This window comes from Leifsonia sp., assembly GCF_051955155.1.
Classification (GTDB): Bacteria; Actinomycetota; Actinomycetes; order Actinomycetales; family Microbacteriaceae; genus Leifsonia.
The window spans coordinates 19,122-37,113 of the sequence record NZ_JBQCGZ010000096.1; the positions used below are offsets into that span (position 1 = coordinate 19,122).

General features: G+C 71.9%; 15 protein-coding genes. 7 read left to right on the plus strand and 8 right to left on the minus strand.

All coding sequences use genetic code 11. The features are described from left to right. The first annotated feature begins 105 nt into the window (after positions 1-105). The 3 genes from ACTHMF_RS10575 to ACTHMF_RS10585 are packed head-to-tail and all read left to right on the plus strand — an operon-like array spanning position 106 to position 3,301. Positions 106-1,551, plus strand: coding sequence for a DUF6421 family protein (locus ACTHMF_RS10575; protein WP_440317414.1), 1,446 nt, complete (start codon positions 106-108; stop codon positions 1,549-1,551). Beyond that, positions 1,548-2,234, plus strand: a complete 687-nt coding sequence (locus tag ACTHMF_RS10580; RefSeq protein WP_440317416.1) for an SDR family NAD(P)-dependent oxidoreductase — start codon at positions 1,548-1,550, stop codon at positions 2,232-2,234. Before ACTHMF_RS10575 ends, ACTHMF_RS10580 begins: the two co-directional genes overlap by 4 nt. After that, positions 2,231-3,301 carry a threonine aldolase family protein gene (locus ACTHMF_RS10585; protein ID WP_440317418.1) on the plus strand — a complete coding sequence of 357 codons (1,071 nt, stop codon included), beginning with the start codon at positions 2,231-2,233 and terminating at the stop codon, positions 3,299-3,301. Before ACTHMF_RS10580 ends, ACTHMF_RS10585 begins: the two co-directional genes overlap by 4 nt. A 178-nt stretch (positions 3,302-3,479) precedes the next feature. Here ACTHMF_RS10585 and ACTHMF_RS10590 read toward each other — a convergent pair whose 3' ends face one another. Then, positions 3,480-4,223: a GNAT family N-acetyltransferase gene (locus ACTHMF_RS10590; protein ID WP_440317420.1), complete on the minus strand. Its 744-nt coding sequence runs from the start codon at positions 4,221-4,223 to the stop codon at positions 3,480-3,482. Between the two features lie 88 nt (positions 4,224-4,311). Here ACTHMF_RS10590 and ACTHMF_RS10595 point away from each other — a divergent pair, with 88 nt between their 5' ends. Then, entirely contained in the window at positions 4,312-4,617 is a 306-nt protein-coding gene (locus ACTHMF_RS10595) for a hypothetical protein (protein ID WP_440317422.1), read from the plus strand. Between the two features lie 86 nt (positions 4,618-4,703). Here the strand turns inward: ACTHMF_RS10595 and galU are convergent, their stop codons facing one another. The 4 genes from galU to ACTHMF_RS10615 are packed head-to-tail and all read right to left on the minus strand — an operon-like array spanning position 4,704 to position 10,207. Beyond that, positions 4,704-5,681 carry a UTP--glucose-1-phosphate uridylyltransferase GalU gene (gene galU / locus ACTHMF_RS10600; protein WP_440317424.1) on the minus strand — a complete coding sequence of 326 codons (978 nt, stop codon included), beginning with the start codon at positions 5,679-5,681 and terminating at the stop codon, positions 4,704-4,706. 33 nt (positions 5,682-5,714) lie between these two features. Further along, positions 5,715-7,118 (minus strand): UDP-glucose dehydrogenase family protein, encoded by a 1,404-nt coding sequence (locus ACTHMF_RS10605; RefSeq protein WP_440317426.1) that lies wholly within the window; start codon positions 7,116-7,118, stop codon positions 5,715-5,717. 25 nt (positions 7,119-7,143) lie between these two features. Continuing rightward, positions 7,144-8,652 (minus strand): glycoside hydrolase family 26 protein, encoded by a 1,509-nt coding sequence (locus tag ACTHMF_RS10610; RefSeq protein WP_440317427.1) that lies wholly within the window; start codon positions 8,650-8,652, stop codon positions 7,144-7,146. Further along, positions 8,645-10,207 (minus strand): glycosyltransferase family 2 protein, encoded by a 1,563-nt coding sequence (locus ACTHMF_RS10615; protein ID WP_440317454.1) that lies wholly within the window; start codon positions 10,205-10,207, stop codon positions 8,645-8,647. Before ACTHMF_RS10615 ends, ACTHMF_RS10610 begins: the two co-directional genes overlap by 8 nt. Before the next feature lie 448 nt (positions 10,208-10,655). Here ACTHMF_RS10615 and ACTHMF_RS10620 point away from each other — a divergent pair, with 448 nt between their 5' ends. Continuing rightward, positions 10,656-11,132, plus strand: a complete 477-nt coding sequence (locus ACTHMF_RS10620; protein WP_440317428.1) for a hypothetical protein — start codon at positions 10,656-10,658, stop codon at positions 11,130-11,132. A gap of 14 nt (positions 11,133-11,146) precedes the next feature. On the opposite strand, the gene ACTHMF_RS10625 is transcribed toward ACTHMF_RS10620, so the two are convergent. Next, positions 11,147-11,485 (minus strand): nuclear transport factor 2 family protein, encoded by a 339-nt coding sequence (locus tag ACTHMF_RS10625; RefSeq protein WP_440317430.1) that lies wholly within the window; start codon positions 11,483-11,485, stop codon positions 11,147-11,149. Positions 11,486-11,606: 121 nt separating this feature from the next. Between ACTHMF_RS10625 and ACTHMF_RS10630 the strand changes: the two genes are divergently transcribed. Next, positions 11,607-12,026 carry a Rho termination factor N-terminal domain-containing protein gene (locus ACTHMF_RS10630; protein WP_440317432.1) on the plus strand — a complete coding sequence of 140 codons (420 nt, stop codon included), beginning with the start codon at positions 11,607-11,609 and terminating at the stop codon, positions 12,024-12,026. A 186-nt stretch (positions 12,027-12,212) separates the two neighbouring features. Continuing rightward, positions 12,213-12,803: a nitroreductase family protein gene (locus ACTHMF_RS10635; protein ID WP_440317434.1), complete on the plus strand. Its 591-nt coding sequence runs from the start codon at positions 12,213-12,215 to the stop codon at positions 12,801-12,803. Between the two features lie 89 nt (positions 12,804-12,892). Here ACTHMF_RS10635 and ACTHMF_RS10640 read toward each other — a convergent pair whose 3' ends face one another. Both ACTHMF_RS10640 and ACTHMF_RS10645 read right to left on the minus strand, forming a co-directional pair. Beyond that, positions 12,893-13,942 (minus strand): zinc-dependent alcohol dehydrogenase family protein, encoded by a 1,050-nt coding sequence (locus ACTHMF_RS10640; RefSeq protein WP_314148429.1) that lies wholly within the window; start codon positions 13,940-13,942, stop codon positions 12,893-12,895. A 9-nt stretch (positions 13,943-13,951) separates the two neighbouring features. After that, positions 13,952-17,776, minus strand: a complete 3,825-nt coding sequence (locus tag ACTHMF_RS10645; protein ID WP_440317436.1) for a beta strand repeat-containing protein — start codon at positions 17,774-17,776, stop codon at positions 13,952-13,954. Positions 17,777-17,992 lie beyond the last annotated feature (216 nt).

Below are 17,992 nucleotides of genomic sequence, written 5' to 3' on the forward strand. Positions count from 1 at the left end.
GGCAAAAAAACGTCCGCTCCCCGCCGATAGGCTCGAAGTGGGTGCGCGATGCGCCCATCGTTCCGCCGCGACCCGCGCGGCCGACCCAACGACGGGAGGTTCGTCATGTCTCAGTTCGTCCAGCAGTTCAGCAAGGACGCGATTGTCGGGGAGCCCGAGGTCGTCGAGGACGCCCGCCCCGTTCGCGAGCTGGCGACGCATCCCGCGTGGCTGCGGCTCAAGGAGGCCGCCGTCGCGCTCCAGGGCCTGCAGGTGAAGGACGGCTCCGTCGAGCACGAGTCCGACCGCCCCGCCGCCGCGGAGCACACCCGCGCGATCATCGACGCGATCGGCGAGCTCGCCCCGCACTTCCCGCACGACGCCGGCTACCTCGCCGCGCTGCAACGCGACTTCGCCCGCTGGTCGGACGAGGGCTTCGGCGTGCCCGACTTCCTCGACTCGCTCAACGAGTTCCAGCCGCAGCAGCACCGCGTGGACGGGCTCGGCCACCTGGTCGTGTTCCCGATGTACACGCAGAACGGCTCGACGAACCGGTTCGTCGAGGCCGTGCTGGTCGAGGTCATCTGGCCGGAGTTCATCGGTGCGCTGGAGGCGGGCGACTACGGCAACAAGCTGTTCGTCCCGCTGCGCTTCGTGGACTTCACCCCCGGCTACGACACCAACTCGGCCGTGCTGTTCCCGGAGACCGTCGCCATGCGCGAGATCCCGCAGTTCACCTGGGGCGCGATCTTCCAGGACCGCGAGGCCGCGCGCTACCGCCGCGTGGTCCGCGCCGCGGCGGAGATCACCAAGCTGGAGCTGCCGGAGGACGCGGCCCGCATGCTGGAGGACCAGCAGCTCACGGAGGAGACCTTCGTGATGTGGGACCTCATCCACGACCGCAGCCACATGCGCGGCGACCTGCCGTTCGACCCGTTCATGATCAAGCAGCGGATGCCGTTCTTCCTCTACTCGCTGGAGGAGCTGCGCTGCGACCTGACCGCGTTCCGCGAGTCGGTGCGGCAGGAGCGCGAGCTGTCCGCGCTGCCCGCCGCGGAGCTGTCCGCGGCCCAGCGGCAGATCCTCGACCACGCCAAGCTCGTGCAGTACGCGGTGATCTTCGACCGGATCTTCCGGTTCGCGATCACCGGCAGCCGGGTGCGCAACTACGACGGGCTCGGCGGCCAGCTGCTGTTCGCGTGGCTGCACCAGCACGACGTTCTGCACTGGACGGACACCCAGCTCACCATCGACTGGGAGGCCGTTCCGGACGTCGTCGTCGCGCTCAGCGACCAGATCAACGAGCTGTACTGGCGCTCGATCGACCGGCCGAAGGTCGCGCACTGGCTGGCCGCGTACGAGATGCTGACGCAGACCCTGACGCCGAACCCCGCGTCCAACTGGGCGCGCGGCCTCTCCGACGAGGTGCTCGCCGGTGCACCGAAGGGCTACACCGACCAGGTGCTGGACGACGAGTTCCCGCTGTCGATGTTCTACGAGGCGCTGAACAAGAAGATGGCGGGCGTCATCGAGTCGACGGCCGGGATCACCGGCACGACGGACGCCGCGTGACCGAATCCGCCGCTCGCGGCGCCGACGGCCGGCTCGTGCTGGTCGCCGGCGCCACGAGCGCGTCGGGCGAGGCCGTCTCGCGCGCGCTGGTCGCCGCGGGCGCCACGGTGCTCGCGGTCGGGACGCGGCAGGAGGCGCTCGACCTGCTGGCGCAGGCGGTCCCCGGCGTCGACACCCGGGTCTGCGACCTCGCGGACCGGGACGCCGTCGCCGAGCTCGCCATGCGCATCCACCTCATGTTCGGGCGCGTCGACGGCCTGGTGCACCTGGTCGGCGGCTGGCGCGGCGGCGGCGGGCTCGCCGGCCAGAGCGACGAGGACTGGGAGTTCCTGGAGCGCGCCTTCCGCACGCTGCGGAACACCACGCGCGTCTTCTACGACGACCTGGTCGCCTCCCCCGCCGGCCGGCTCGCGATCGTCTCGTCCACCGCCGTCGACGCGCCGTACGCAGGCGGGGCGAACTACGCCGCCGCCAAGGCGGCCGCCGACGCGTGGACACGCGCCGTCGCGCACGGCTTCCGCAAGGACGCCCCGCAGTCGGCCGCGACGGTCTTCGTCGTGAAGACCCTGGCCGGGCTGGAGGCGGCGCTCGGCGACGAGGTCGTGCGGCTGTGGGACGAGGAGCCGGAGGCGATCAACGGGCGTCGGATCCCGCTCACGGGCGAATCTAGGATGGACGGGTGACGCTTCAACTCCACGACCTGAACCTTCGCGGCTTCGCCTCCGACAACTACGCCGGCGTGCATCCGGAGATCCTCGACGCGATCGCCGCGGCGAACCTCGGGCACCAGATCTCCTACGGCGAGGACGTCTACACCGAGCGGCTGCACGAGGTCTTCGCCGAGCACTTCGGCGAGGGCGTCCAGGTCTTCCCGGTCTTCAACGGCACCGGCGCGAACGTGACCGGCCTGCAGTCGATGGTCCCGCGCTGGGGCGCGGTGATCTGCGCGAAGACGGCGCACATCAATACCGACGAGGCGGGCGCGCCCGAGAAGGTGGGCGGGCTCAAGCTCCTCCCGGTCGAGACGCCGGACGGCAAGCTCACCCCCGAGCTGATCGACAGGGAGGCCTGGGGCTGGGGCGACGAGCACCGCGCCCAGCCGCTCGTGGTGTCCATCACCCAGACCACCGAGCTCGGCACCGCGTACACGGTCGAGGAGGTCCGCGCGATCGCGGAGCACGTGCACGCGCGCGGCATGAAGCTGCACATGGACGGCGCCCGCATCTCGAACGCGGCCGCCACGCTCGGCGTCCCACTGCGCGCGTTCACCACCGACGCGGGCGTCGACGTCCTGAGTTTCGGCGGCACCAAGAACGGGATGCTGTTCGGCGAGGCCGTCGTCGTCCTGAACCCGGCCGCGTCGGAGGGCATGGTCTATCTGCGCAAGCTGAACATGCAGCTCGGCTCGAAGATGCGGTTCATCTCGGCGCAGCTGATCGCGCTGCTCACCGACGACCTCTACCTGCGCTCCGCCGCGCACGCCAACGCGATGGCCACCCGGCTGCGCGAGGCGCTGGAGAAGGGCGTCGCCGACGGCAGCATCCAGGGCGTCGGCTTCAGCCAGGCGACCGAGTCGAACGGCGTGTTCGCGACCCTGCCCGCCGGCGTCGCCGACCGGCTGCGCGAGCACTTCCGGTTCTACGACTGGGATGCCGCCCGCAACGAGGTGCGCTGGATGTGCTCGTTCGACACCACGGAGCAGGACATCGACGACTTCGTCGCCGCGCTCGTGCGCGAACTCGGCGCCTGACGCCGATGACCCCCGTTCTGGGGGTAACCGGGGTACAAATATGTCCTCCATTTGGCCGACTCGTCCGATAGTCTGGGGGAGTCGTCGGGGGAACCCGAATAATCCATCGGCGATAACCCCGAAACGTATGCCGGGCAGTATGGAGATCCCTAGTATCCATATCGCCCGGCATCGTGGTTTAACCGCGGGTCCAGTACGCGTAGCGCGAGGCCGGCTCGAAGCCCAGCGAGGCGTACAGGCCGATCGCGGGCGCGTTGTCCGCGAGCACCTGCAGCCACAGCCGGTCGACGCCGCGGGCGCAGGCCTCCGCGGCGAGCGCTGACGCGAGCGCGCGGGCGTGGCCCCGGCGGCGGGCCTCTGGACGGGTCGCCACCGCGTACAGTCCGCCCCAGCCGTCGACCAGGGCGAGCCGGGCGACGGCCTGCGGCGTGTCGTCGGCTCCCACCCACGCGTACAGGGCGGGCCCGCCGGCCAGGATGCGGCGGACGATCCCTCGCTCCGCCTCGCCGCCCCGGCCGTCCACGCTCCACCACGCGTCGAGCCAGCCGGCGCCAGGGGTGTCCGCGACGGAGACGGAGGCGGAGGGCGCGCCGGACGCGACCCGCTCCACGGACGGCGCCACCAGGACGGCGGTCTCCGAGTGCTCGCGGTAGCCGCGTCCACGCAGCAGCGCAGGCAGCTCCGCCGGGCTCGCGGGGCTCACCTGGAACACGCACGGGAGCCCGCGCGCGGCGTACCAGGCCTCCGCGGCCTCCACCGCCGGAGCGAGCGCGGGCACGGGACCCGCCGTCAGGACCGAGTTCGCGCGGTTGGTCACGCCGCCCGCGGCCCGGAGCGTCCAGCCGTCGAGGGGCGCGCGCTCCAGGGCGGGCCAGCCGCGGTCGGCGAGGCGGTCCAGCAGCGCGGGGTCGACGGAGTCCATCCGCCGAACCTAGCCGATCCGCGGGCCGCCCGGTCGCGGCGCCGCCCGGCCCTGCCCAACCGGTCGGTGTCGGCGTACCGTTCGTGCCATGACCGAGACCTCCGTCGACCCGCTCCCGCCCGCCGAGATCAGCGGGCTGAGCGCCAAGACCATCGCGCACGTCATCCACTACCGCAGGAAGACGTACGTGACCAAGCCGAGCGAAGGCTACGCGCTGCTGAAACGCATCAGGACGCTGCTGCGCGACGGAACGACGGACCTCGTCCCGCTCGTGCACCGGGACGGTTTCGTGTGGCTGGCGGTCGGGCCGAACATCCCCGTCGCGATCGACGAGGTGGAGGCGGACGAGGGCCACAGCGAGAAGCACACGCTCAAGCGGCTCGGCCTGGACTGACCGAGCCGCCCGGCGGAACATTTGGCACACATCGTGGCTTCGGGCGCATCCGAACGACGATTTTGCGCAAATGGAGGTCCCTGGGATCAGGCTCCGGCGATCTGCAGCAGTTCGCGCGCGGCGGTGCTGAGCGGGACGGGCGGCAGCGCGGGGATCGACCCGGTGTCGGCGGGACCGGCGTTCGCAGCGAACTCGCGCAGCCACGGCAGCAGGTCCGGTCCGAGGTCGTCGCGCGCGACGGCGAGCTGCACGATCGCCTTCAGGTAGTCGAGCCGGTCGCCGGTGTCGTAGCGCCGGCCGCGGAAGACGACGCCGTGCACGCCGCCCGTCCACGCGGGAGCCGAGGCGAGGCCCTCCAGCGCATCCGTCAGCTGGATCTCGCCGCCCTTGCCGGGAGGCGTCTTCTCCAGGATGTCGAAGATCTCCGGGCGCAGCACGGAGCGGCCGATCACGGCGTAGTTCGACGGCGCGTTCTCCCTGCTCGGCTTCTCCACGAGCCCGGTGATGCGCACGACGTCGTCCTCGTCGGTCTCGACCACCGCGGCCGCACCGTAGAGGTGGATGGACTCCGGCGGCACCTCCATGAGCGCGACGACCGTCGTGTTCAGCGTCTGCTGCACGTGCAGCATCCTGCTCAGCAGCGGGTCGCGGGCGTCGATGATGTCGTCGCCGAGCAGCACCGCGAACGGCTCGCGTCCGACGTGCATCTTGGCGCGGAGGACGGCGTGGCCGAGGCCCTTCGGGTCGCCCTGCCGCACGTAGTGCAGGTCGGCCAGCGAGGTCGAGTAGCTGACCTTGAGCAGCCGGTCGGTGTCGCCCTTCCTGGCGAGCGTGTCCTCCAGCTCGGCGTTGCGGTCGAAGTGGTTCTCGAGGGCGTTCTTGTTGCGGCCGGTCACCATCAGCACGTCGTGCAGTCCGCTGGAGACGGCCTCCTCCACGACGTACTGGATGGCGGGCTTGTCCACCACGGGCAGCATCTCCTTGGGCATGGCCTTGGTCGCGGGCAGGAAGCGCGTGCCCAGTCCCGCCGCGGGGATCACGGCCTTGGTCACATAGCTGGTCATGTCGGTTCTCCTCCGGTGTTCGGATCGTTCGAGTCAGCGGACGGTGGCGAGCTCGGCGAGGTCGTCGGCAAGCGGGCCGCCCTCGGGGACCCTGCCCATGCCGCGCACGGTCCAGCCGGCGGCGGTCCAGGCGCGCGCGTCGAGGCAGTTGCGGGCGTCGATCACGGTGCGGCCGCGCACGAGCGCGCGCAGCTCGGACGGGTCGGCGGAGGTGAACTCGTCCCACTCGGTGAGCACCACCGTGAGGTCGGCGTCCTCGATGGCCTCGCGCAGCGAGTCCGCATAGCCGAGGGTCGGGAACAGCCGCTGCGCGGTCGCCCGCGCCTCGGGGTCGTAGACGACCACCTGCGCGCCGCGCAGGTGCAGGGCGGCGGCCACGTTGAGCGCAGGCGAGTCGCGGACGTCGTCGGTGTGCGGCTTGAACGCGGCGCCGAGCACCCCGATCCTGCGGTTCAGGACCGAGCCGCCGAGGGATTCCAGCGCGAGGTCGATGACCCGCTGCCTGCGACCCATGTTGATCTCGTCGACCTGCTGCAGCAGCCCGACCGCGGCGTGCGCGCCCAGCTCGTTGGAGCGGTGCATGAGCGCCCGGATGTCCTTGGGCAGGCAGCCGCCGCCGAAGCCGAGCCCGGCGTTCAGGAAGCGGCGGCCGATCCGGGCGTCGTGCCCGAGTGCGTCGGCGAGCAGCGAGACGTCGGCTCCCGCGACGTCGCACAGCTCGGCGATCGCGTTGATGAACGAGATCTTCGTGGCGAGGAAGGCGTTGGCGCTCACCTTGACCAGCTCGGCGGTCGGCAGGTCGGCGGCGATCACCGGCGAGCCGTCCGCGATCGGCTTGGCGTACACCCGGCGCAGCAGCGCCTCGGCGCGGGGCGACGCGCCGCCGAAGACCAGGCGGTCCGGGGCGAGCGTGTCCTCGACGGCCTTGCCCTCGCGCAGGAACTCCGGGTTCCAGACCAGCTCGGCCTGGACACCCGCCGGCGCGGCGTCCGCGACGATCGCGCGCAGCCGGGCCGCGGTCCCGACCGGGACCGTGGACTTGCCGACGATGAGGGCGTCGTGCGTCAGGTTCTCCGCGATCCCGCGCGCCGCCGCCTCCACGTAGGAGAGGTTGGCGGCGAACGACCCGGACTGCTGCGGCGTCCCGACGCAGATGAAGTGCACGTCCGAGACGGCGACCGCCTCGGCGATGTCGGTCGTGAACGTCAGCCGGCCGGCGGCGACGTTCGTGCGGATGAGCTCGGGGAGGCCCGGCTCGAAGAACGGGGCGCGCCCCTCCCCCAGCTCCTCGACCTTGCGCGGGTCGGTGTCGACGCCGATGACATCGAAGCCGAGTTCGGCCATCGCGGCGGCGTGCGTCGCGCCGAGGTAGCCGGTGCCGATCACGCTGATGCGCGGGGCCGGCTGGTCCTTCTGGGCCTTCTTGGTGGTCGTCATGTCCGGTCCTTTCTCTGTGGCCTGGTCAGTCGGCCGGGGTGAGGGTGAAGTCGTCTTCGGGTCTGGTCAGGCCCGAGATGAACGCCGAGAGGGTGTCGGCGCGGGAGTCGATGCGCCAGTCGTTGGTGGCGCGGACGCCTTCGACGTAGCTGGTGACGGCGAGGTTGAACCAGGAGAAACCGATGATGTCGGAGTTCTCCGGTTTCGCGAGACCGTCGAAGAAGGACGTGATCCAGGCGGCCTTGTGGCCGCCGGTCTCCGACGCACCGACCTCTGCGAGGAGGATGGGCTTCTGCGCGATGCTCCGCAGCTTGGTGAGAGTCGGACCGTAGGTGTAGTCGAAGCTGAAGTCGTTGTCCGACTTGTACGGCGGGCGGAGGTACCCGGAGAGGCCGACCCAGTCGACGTATTCGTCTCCGGGGTAGAGGTTCTCGAGGTACCCGTCCACCTTGTGCGTCGCAGGCAGGTTGTTCACGATGTTCGGCGCCCACACCCAGATCACCAGGTCGTTCGCGCCTTCCTGCTGGAAGATGTCGTGCACGTGCCGCCACATCTTCACGTAGTCGCCCACGTTGTTCCCGTTGATGGAGCCGCCCTTCGCGTCGGTCTCGGACCACGGGTACCAGGCGCTGTTCATCTCGTGGTCGAGCCGGATCGCCAGTGGCAGGCCGGTCGCCACGATGTCCTTGGCGTACTGGTGCAGGTAGCTGTCGAAGTCGCCGCCGATGATCTTCGGGAGCGCGTACTCCGGCGCCTCCACCGTGTCATTGCCCGCGTCGATCGGGCGCGACTCCCACGTCATCATCGGCAGGCGGCCCTGCTGCCAGGCGCGGGTGACCGCGTTGGCCCGGAAGCTCTCGTCCCAGCCGCTGAAGTAGCCGACGAGGTTGGGCGAGACGCCGACCTTCGCGCTCGTCGCGTCGAACGTGGCCCAGTTGAACGGCGCCTGCTCGGTGTACATCCCGTAGTAGCGGCTGGACGGCTGCACGAGGGATGCGCGCGACGGCGCGGTGATCGGGGCAGCGGGGCTGCCGCCGCCGTTGCCTCCCGACCCGGAACCGGATCCCGAGCCGTTCTGGCCGGACGCCGAGGCGCCGGAGGCGGTCGAGCCGTGCGAGCCGGAGCCGAGGCCCGCCTTCGCGGACGCGAGCTGCGCCTTGACCGAGGCGAGCTCGCTCTGCGCGGCGGACGCCTTCTGCTTCGCGATGGCGAGCTGCTTGGCCGCGGCAGCCTGCGCGGCGAGCGCCTCTTTCTGCATCGCCGTCATCTTGCCCTTCTGCGAGGCGACGGTCTGGGTGGCCCGCTCGAGGTTGCGGCGGAGCTCGGCGTTCTGCTCCGCGAACGGCGAGACGGCCTCGGCCGCCTGCGTGACCGCGTTGCGGATCGGAGCGCCGGTCGGCGACACCCACACGTAGGTGGAGATGGCGATGAGCACGCTGGCGAGCGCCAGGAAGGCGACCGTCGTCGCCCGGGCGCGCGAGGTGGAGTGCGACCACCAGGCCGCGGCTTTGCTGCTGAGAGTGGGGCTAGACAAGGAACAGAGCCTCCAGGGTCAGGATCGCGATTCCGATCAGGTAGGGGATGGCGGCCAGCGGGTTGAGGCGCCGGCGGGTCTTCGTGGACGTCTTCTTGCTCTTCGCCGGGGCGGCGGCCGCGGCCGTCTTCGCCGCGACCCGCGCCTCCGCTCTGGTGAGCGTCGCGGTCGCCGTGGCCAGCGCAGTGCTGGTGGTGACGCCGCCGACCTCGTCCGCGATGGCTGGCCGGGCGGACGACGAGCCCGGATCCGGCTGGTCGGCGCTGCCGAGCGCGGCGATCTCGTCGTCGGAGCTGATCTCGCCCGGTCCTCCCGCGTAGGCACCGGCGCGGGTGCCCCAGCCGCTGGCGTGCGCCATCCGGAAGAACCCGATGAGGCGGATCGGCATGAGGAAGAACGTCGAGACGATGATGAACACCGGCAGCCGGAAGAAGTCGCTCGGCTTCTCGGAGAGGTGCCGGATCTGCCGGATCGACATGCTGATCACCGAGGAGGCGACCATCAGCGCGACGACCGCGAGGATCCCGCCCTGCACGCCGTAGGACTGCAGGAAGCCCTCGTAGAAGTTGTAGCCCTGGCCGGTGATCGACCGCCACACCCAGCCGCCGAGCACGCCGGCGAGCAGGAACGGCAGGATGATGTCCATCACGAAGAAGAACGCCAGGATCGGGGCGTGGCCGAGCATCCACGGCAGCATCCGGAGCGTGTTGTACTGGCTGCCGCGCGCCCAGCGCAGCTGCTGCTTGAACAGCTTCTTCACCTTCAGCGGCGCATCCGTGTAGACCAGGCTGGTGTGCTGGTACACGGTGCGGTAGCCCTCCTTGAGCGTCAGGTTCGTGAGGGTCCTGTCGTCGGAGACCTCCAGGAAGACGCCGAGGAAGCGCTCGGTCATGAACTTCTCCATGACCCGCATCAGGATCGAGCGGCGGAACGCGATCGTGCGTCCAGGGAGGCAGCCGATCTGCCCGACCACGCTCTGCGCCGGCATCGAGTAGAGCGCCCGCGAGTTCTCCAGCCAGTCGGCCCAGCGGGTGATCCAGCTGCGGGTCGGCTCCAGGATGCGCTGCTTGGTGGTGACGCCGCCGACGCGCTGGTCGGCGAACGGCTTCACCAGCTCGCTCAGCGTGTTCTGCGTCCAGACCGTGTCGGAGTCGACCAGCACCGTGATCTCGCCGGTGGACATCCTGGTGCCGATCATCACGGCGTTGCGCTTGCCGGGGATGGGCGTGTGCACCCAGCGCACCAGCGGCGCGAACTCCTCGCACACCTCGGCGAGCTCGGGGTTCGGGGCGCCGTTGATCACGACGATGATCTCGCCCGGCTTCTGCTCGACCATGCGGCCGAGCACGTCCCGGAACAGGTCGAGCGGCTCGTCGACGACGGGGACGACGACGCTCGTGGTGCCGTGGAACTCGCCGGTGTACGGGCGGTAGCGGCGGGACATCAGGACCTTGACGATCCAGATGACCCAGATCAGGGCGGAGTAGATGGCGAAGAGGTAGAACTCCGGGTGCCCGCCGAGCATGTGCCGGAGCTGCAACAGGAAGATGAACACGGACGGGACCTCGCAGGGGGTGAGGGGTGGCATCCACAGCGTCGGGGACCTGGTCTGGTTCGGGTGGACCCAGTTCTACGCGACCGCGTTTCTGCCCCGCAAGAGGGGGTGGAACGGGCTGGACAGCGCGGGCGCGATCTGCTTTCCGTACCCGTGTCCGTCGACATGCGGACACGCTGCGAGAGCCCTCATGAGAGGTCTCGAAGACCTGATGAGCGGCCGATTCGTGAGAGCGCGCGCACGGCGTGTCCCGGCGCGCGGCTCCGGCCGGTTTGTACCCCGGACGGAGGGTTCGGGGCGGCCGGCGAGAATGACGAAGTTTTACATCCGCGTCACAATGCGTTCACACACCGGTGACGGGAATCGCGGTCCTGTCGCACCCCGCGGGCCGGGTCTATGCTGGCGCCGTGAACGTGCAGCTGGGTGCGCCACCGAGGGGGGAGACGGCATGATCTCCGGGACCGTCCGTCGTCGTGCGACGGCAGCGCTGATGGGAGCGGCGGTGCTCGCCCTGCTCACCGGGTGCGACCTGTTCGCACCCCAGGACACCAAGGACATCCAGGAGACCAGCGACGGCGTCAGCGGCGCCGTCGGGCAGGTGTTCGTCGGGAACGCGGTGCTGCTGACGCTGCAGAGCGGGACGCCGACCAACCTGGTCGCGAGCCTGGTGAACAACGGCGACACCACCGAGAACGTCGACATCAGCACGTCCGCCGGGAAGGAGTCGGTCACGCTGAAGCCGTCGGAGGTGGTCCAGATCGGCAGCTCGGACTCGGGAGGTGGCCAGACCGTGCAGTTCGAGGATCTCGGCGCCAAGCCGGGCTCGCTCGCGGATGTCACCTTCGACACCGGGACGGAGACGCTCACGCTCCAGGTGCCCGTGCTCGACGGCGCGCTGGAGCAGTACAAGGACCTCGCGCCGTAGGCCCGTCCTGTCGGTCAGTGCCCCGGCGTGGGGGCGATCACGAGCCGCGCGATCCGGCCGTCCCGGATCGTGAACCGCATCGGCCCGGTGCCGTTGAAGCCGTCGCCGCTCACGCGCAGCTCGGCGACGACCTCGTCCCCCTCGCGGTGCCAGTCCACGAGGTCGAAGTGCGAGCGCACGCCGATGTTGTCCGTCTCGTTCCACGACGCGACACCCTCGGAACCGTGGACGACGCGACCCCAGTCATCCAGCTCGGCGTCCGGGGTGAACGCGGCGACGAACGCGGCGCTGTCGCCCGCGTTCGTCGCGTCGATGAAGGCGGCGACCGGGGCGGGCAGGTCTTCTGCTGGCATGGCGACCTCTCTTCCGCCAGCAAGAATGCTGCACGACGGGCGCGGTCCGCAAGGCCGCAGGTGTTGAAGGCGGACGCGCGGAGTGGGAACGTGCTGGGCAGACCGGCGAGAGGGAGGTCCGATGGGCAAGCGGAAGAAGCTCGAGAAGGCCGCGAAGAAGGCCTACAAGCGCGCCGAGAAGGCGATCGAGGAGGCCGTGGCGGCCGCGGCAGCGCTCGACAAGGACGCCAGGAAGCGGGCGAACAAGCTGCGCGAGCGGCTGGCGGAGCGGATGCCGGGGCCGGCGCAGGACGCGCCCACCGAGGCGACGGCGGACGCTCCCGCGCCCGGGATCGACCTCACTCCCCCGCTGCCGACCGTCACCGACGAGGACGCGGACACCGCGGCCGAGTTCGCCGGCTCCGCCGCCACGTCGACCCCGCACGACCCGGAACTCGACCGGATGACCGTCCAGGCCCTCCGCGACGCCGCCCGCGCGCGCGGAATCCGCAACGTCTCCCACCTCTCCAAGGGTCAGCTGATCGAGCGCCTGAGCGACTGATCCACTGCGATTGTCCCCGTTCGGAACGTTCGCGCCCTGCTCGCGCACGGGCAGCCGTACCGGAGGGGGTCAGTCACCGGGGCGGGAGCGGGAGCGGGAATGCTGCCCCGCGTGCATGTGTTTGTATGGATATAGCTGGGCAATGGAGCCTCGACGCTGTTTTCCATCCACACTCGAGGAGTTCCCATGTCGCTCACCGACACCGCCCCGCGCACCGCCGACACGTCCGCCCCGCTGCTGCCCGCGCTCGCCGAGCGCTGGAGCCCGCGGGCCTTCGACCCGGTCGCCCCGATCGACGAGGCCAAGCTGACCGCCGCCCTCGAGGCCGCACGCTGGTCGCCCTCCGCCAACAACTCCCAGCCGTGGCGGTTCATCGTCGCGCGTCGCGGCAGCGCGGCGTTCGACGCGATCGTCGGCGAGCTGATGGGCTTCAACCAGACCTGGGCGGGCGCGGCGAGCGTGCTGATCGTCGCCGTCGCCGAGGTCATCGATGCCGAGGGCAACGAGCGGCGCTGGGCCAGCTACGACGTCGGCCAGGCGGTCGCGCACCTGAGCGTCCAGGCGCACCACGACGGCCTGCACACGCACCAGATGGGCGGCTTCGACGCCGCGGGACTGCGCGCCGCGTTCGACATCGAGGACCGTTTCGCGCCGGTCTCGGTGATCGCGCTCGGCACCCTGGGCGACGTGGACGCGCTGCCGGAGCCGCTGCGCGAGCGCGAGCTCGCCCCGCGCACGCGCCAGCCGCTCGGCGAGGTCGTCGTCGTGGACGCGTAACACTCGCCACACGGCGCACAGCGCGCCTCCCGAGCCCCCAAGGGCACGCCGAACGCCCTCATCCGCACCAGATGAGGGCGTTCGCGGCGTTACGGGCGGACGAGCGTCTTGATGGCGCGGCGCTCGTCCATCGCGGCGTACGCCTCGGCGATGTCGGAGAGCGGCAGCTCCAGGTCGAACACCAGACCAGGCTCGATCGCGCCGGACCAGACGTCCTGCAGCAGCTCCTCGACGTAGTTGCGCACCGGGGCGACCCCGCCGTTGACGCCGATGTTGCTCTGGAAGAGCGGGCGGACCGGGAGCTCGGGGCCGCCGTTCGGGACGCCCACGTAGCCGACCATCCCGCCCGGACGGGCCGAGCGGATCGCCTGGTCCATCGACTCCTTGGTGCCGACGGCCTCGAGCACGCAGTCGGCGCCGATCCCGTCGAAGAGCTCCTTGATGGCGGCGACGCCCGCATCCCCGCGCTCGGCGACGATGTCGGTCGCGCCGAACCGTCGGGCCAGCTCCTGGCGCGGCTCGTGCCGGGACATCGCGACGATCCGGGACGCGCCCAGGCGCGCGGAGGCCAGCACGGCGCAGAGGCCGACCGCTCCGTCGCCGACGACGACGACCGTGCTGCCCTCGCGCACGCCGGCCGAGACGGCGGCGTGGTGACCGGTGCCCATCACGTCCGCGAGCGTCAGCAGGCTCGGGATGAGCTCCTCGCGCGGGTACTCGGGCGTCGCGACGAGCGAGCCGTCGGCGTGCGGGACGCGCACGCGCTCGCCCTGGCCGCCGTCGGCGAAGCCGCCCATCCGGTCGGAGGCGCCCCACCAGCCGCCGTGCAGGCACGAGGTGCTCACGCCGTTGCGGCAGTTCACGCACGTCATGTCGCAGTCGTAGAACGGGGCGATCACGAAGTCGCCGGGCCGGATGGTGCGGACCTCCGGCCCGACCTCCTCCACGACGCCGACGAACTCGTGGCCGATCCGGTGGGGCTTCTCGGTGGGTGTCACGCCGCGGTAGGGCCAGAGGTCGGACCCGCAGACGCACGCGGCGACGACGCGCACGATGGCGTCGCCCCCGGTCGACAGCACGGGGTCAGGGACCTCTTCGAGACGGACGTCGCGTTCCCCGTGGATGATGGTGGCAAGCATGCTCCGAGCCTACGCCCGGCGCACCCGCCGCCTCACCAGCACGGTGGCCCCTGCGGCCAGCAGCAACAGCGCGACCAGGGCGACCCCTGCGACGTCGCTGCCCGTCCCGGCGAGGCCGCCGCCCGGGCCCGCGGAGGCCGGACCACCGCCGCCGGACCCGCCGGACCCGCCCGTGCCCGGATCGCCGGTGCCGCCGCCGGTGCCCGCCGGCAGCACGATCGCGGAGCTGAGCACCCGCTCCGAGCCGTCCGGAGCCGTGCCGATCGCGAGCAGGGTGTGCGCGCCCGTGTAGCCGAGCGGGATCACGATGGTCGCGGTCGCGACGCCCTGCGCGTCCGCATCCACCTGCGCGACGACGACGGGCGTCGAGTACAGGCCGAAGGTCACGGGAGAGTCGGCGGCGAAGCCGGAGGCGGTCACGGTCAGCTTCTGGCCCGGGACCCCCGTCCCCGGCACGCCGCCGAGCGGGCCGTCCGCGGCCACCGGAAGCGCGGGGAGCGCGCGGACGGGGGCGTCGGAGAGCTGCAGCACCAGCGTCTGGGTCGCCGCCCCCGCGGTCAGCACGACCGGGACGTCGCCCGCCGCATCCACCGTCGTCCCGGCGATCGTCGCGGTTCCGTCGCCGTTGTCGGTGAAGACGAGACCGGCCGGGAGCGCGCCGGCGATGCCGATCGCGCCGACGGCGGGATGCGCGTGGCCGGTGGTGACGGTGAAGTCGACCGTGACGCCGCGCGTCACGGCGAGGCGGGACGGGCTGGTGAACGTAGCCGCCTCGTCGACGGTCAGGGTGAACGACTGGCTGGCCGCGGTGGTGCCCGCGCTCGCGCTGGTCACGGTCAGCGCGTAGACGCCGCCGGTCCCGGCATCCGGGGTCCCGGTCAGCACGCCGCTGCCGTCGCCCCGGTCCACGAAGCGGACGCCGCCCGGCAGCGCGCCGGAGACCGACACGCTGCGCAGCGCCGGGTAGCCGGGCGCGGTGGTGATCGTGAACGAGCCGGCCGTTCCGACGGCGAACGTGGTCGCCGCCGCGCTCGTGATGGTCGGCGCCTCCGGAACGGTCAGCACGAAGTCCTGGGTCGCGTCCGGCTGCAGGCCGTTGACCGCCGCGATCGCGATCGGGTAGGCGCCGCCCGAGCCCGCGGGCGGGGTACCGGCGATGGTCGCGGTGCCGTCGCCGTTGTCGGTGAAGGTCAGCCAGGACGGCAGCGCGGTCGCGGTGCTCAGCGCCGGGACCGGCGACCCGGTCGTCGTCACCGTGAACGAGCCCGCCGCGCCGATGGCGAAGGTCGCCCCCGCCGCGCTGGTGATGGTCGGCGTGAGCGTCACCGTGAGCGTCGCCTCGGTGGATGCGCTGCCCGCGGTGCTCGTGAAGGTTGCCCGGTAGCGGTTCCCGCTCTGCGCGAGGGTCGCGGTGAGGCTCAGCGTCGGCGTCGTCGCGCCGGCGATCGGATCCCAGCTCGCGCCGCCGTCGGCGGAGACGGACCACTGGACGCCGGGCGCCGGGTACCCGGACGCGGCCGCGGTGAAGGTCGCGGTGCCGCCGTCGCCGACGGTCTGGTCGGCGGCAGGCAGCGTGATCGCCGGCGGCTGCGCGACGACGATGGTCAGCGTCCCTGTGCCGGTTCCCGCCGTGCTCGCCGCGCTCAGGCCGATCGGGAAGGAGCCGCCCGGTGCGGTCGGGGTGCCCGCGATGGTCGCGGTGCCGTCGCCGTTGTCGGTGAAGGTCAGCCCGCCGGGCAGCGTGCCGGTCGCGGTGAGCGCGGGGACCGGGTACGCGTGCGCCGTGGTCACGGTGAACGAGAACGGCGTTCCGACGCGCGCGGCAGTCTCGGCGCTGCTGGTGATCCGCGGCGCCTCCAGGACGGTGATCGCGACCGACTGGGTGGCCGCGGCGCCGATGCCGTTGGCCGCCGAGAGCGTGACCGTGACGACGCCGCCAGAGCCGGCCGCCGGCGTGCCGGAGATCGTCGCGGTGCCATCGCCGGCGTCCGCGAAGGCGAGGCCGCTCGGCAGCGTCCCGGTCAGCGTGATCGGCGACGGCGCCGGCCGGCCGGTCGTCGCGATCGCGAAGGTGCCTGCCGTTCCCGCGCGGAACTGCGCGGTCGCGGGGCTGGAGAACGCGGGCGCCTCGTTCAGCGAGTATGCGATGCTCACGGTCGCGTCGCCGCCGGAGTTGTGGGCGGTGACGGACAGCTGGTAGTCGCCGGCCGGTCCGGTCGGCGTCCCGGTGAGCGTCGCGGTGCCGTCGTGGTTGTCGGTCAGGCCGAGCCCCGCCGGCGGCGTCCCGCCCAGGCTGAACGACGGCGTCGGATAGCCGGTCGCCGTCAGCACGGACGACTGCGGCAGGCCGACGACGCCGGCCAGCGGGGTCGTGGAGGTGATGACGGGCGGGGCGTACACGCCGATCGCGAGCGTCGCCCGCGCGGCGTCGACCGCGGCGCTCACGCTGCCCGCGCCGGGCGAGGACGACGAGAAGACGGTGGCCGCGGTCCCCGCTGCGAACGCGGAGGTCGCGGGGGACACGGTCGCCCCGGGGATCCCGCCGGCCGTCCACGCGACGCCGAGACCGGTGAACGCGCCGAGCTTCGCCGCGGGGACGGCACCGCCTGCCGAGTCGACGAGCAGGCTCGCCGTGACCGTCGCGCTCGTGGCGGGCAGCGCGATCGCGGTGCTGGACGCGCTCAGCGTGAGGGCGAGGGAGGGCGAGGTGGCGACCGCTCCGCTCACGGAGTCGCAGCCCGCCGCGCCGGCCGCTCCCCCGCATCCCCACCAGTTCTCGGTGGCGGTCGCGGTGCCGCCGAACAGGCCGACCGCGACGCCGTTGTCCCCCGCGAACCGGTTGTACTGGGCGGTCAGCGCGCCGCCGCTGACGGCGATGGCCGAGCCGCCTGTTGTGCTGTCCCGGTTGCCGGAGAACGACGATCCGGTGAGCGTCAGCTGACCGCTCTCGAGCAGGACCGCCGAGCCGCGGAAGCTCCCGGAGCCCGCGGTCACGGTGTTCGAGGTGAAGGTGCTGTCCGTGATCGAGGCGTGCGCGACGCCCGCGGCGTCGACGATGTCCACGGCGCCGCCTCCCGTGAGCCCCGTGGCGGTCGCCCGGTTGCCGGTGAACGTGCTGCCGTCGATGCTGAGACCCTGGCCGGTCGGCTGCACGGACTGGTAGTAGATGGCACCGCCCGAGCTCTGGCCGGCGTCGTTGCCGGTGAACACGGTGTCCGTCACGGTGAGCGAACCGCCGACGAACTGCACGGCACCGCCCGCGGACGCCGTCGAGCCGCTGGTCGTGTTCGCGCGGTTGCCGCTGAACACGGAGTCGCGGATGACGAGCGAGTCGGCGGGGAGGCCGGGGTCGGGCGATCCGCCGAGCAGCGCGCCGCCGCCGTAGACGTTGTCGACGCCGCCGGAGACGGTCAGGCCGGTGAGCGTGACGGCGACGCCGCCGACGGTCTGCGGGTCGAGCAGGAAGACCTGGTGGGTACCGTCCCCGGTGATGGTCGGGGAGCCGGTTCCGGCGATGGTGACATCGGCGTTCTGCTGCGTCCCGACCGGGAGGGTGCCGGCCGTGAGCGTGTACGAGCCCGCCGGCACGGAGACGACCTGCGCGCCGCCGCGGTTGTTGGCGACGCAGACGGCGCTGCGGAGCGTGACCGGCGACGACAGCGCGACGACGCCGGGGTCGGCGCACGCTCCGGTCGCGTCGCCGTCCGCCGTGGTCTCCACGGTGATCGTCTGCGCGACCGCCTGCGCGGGAACGGCCCCGCCGAGGAGGGCGGCGACCACCGAGACGACGACGGTGACGGCCAGGCCGAGGCGGCGTGGAGCGGAAGACGGCATGGAGGTCTGGCTCCTCGCGGGGGAGCGCGCGGGGACGCGCGCGGATCGGGTGGGGACCGGCGCGGTCGGGCGACGGCTGTGACGATGCTATCGGCGCGCGGGCCTGCCGCGTTGTCCCCTTTCTGCGGGCCAGAGCGCGCGCGGCGGGATGCCCTAAGCTCGCATCCAGGCTCCGCGCGCGCCCCCGATCCAGCGCGGAGCATCCAGGAAGGACAG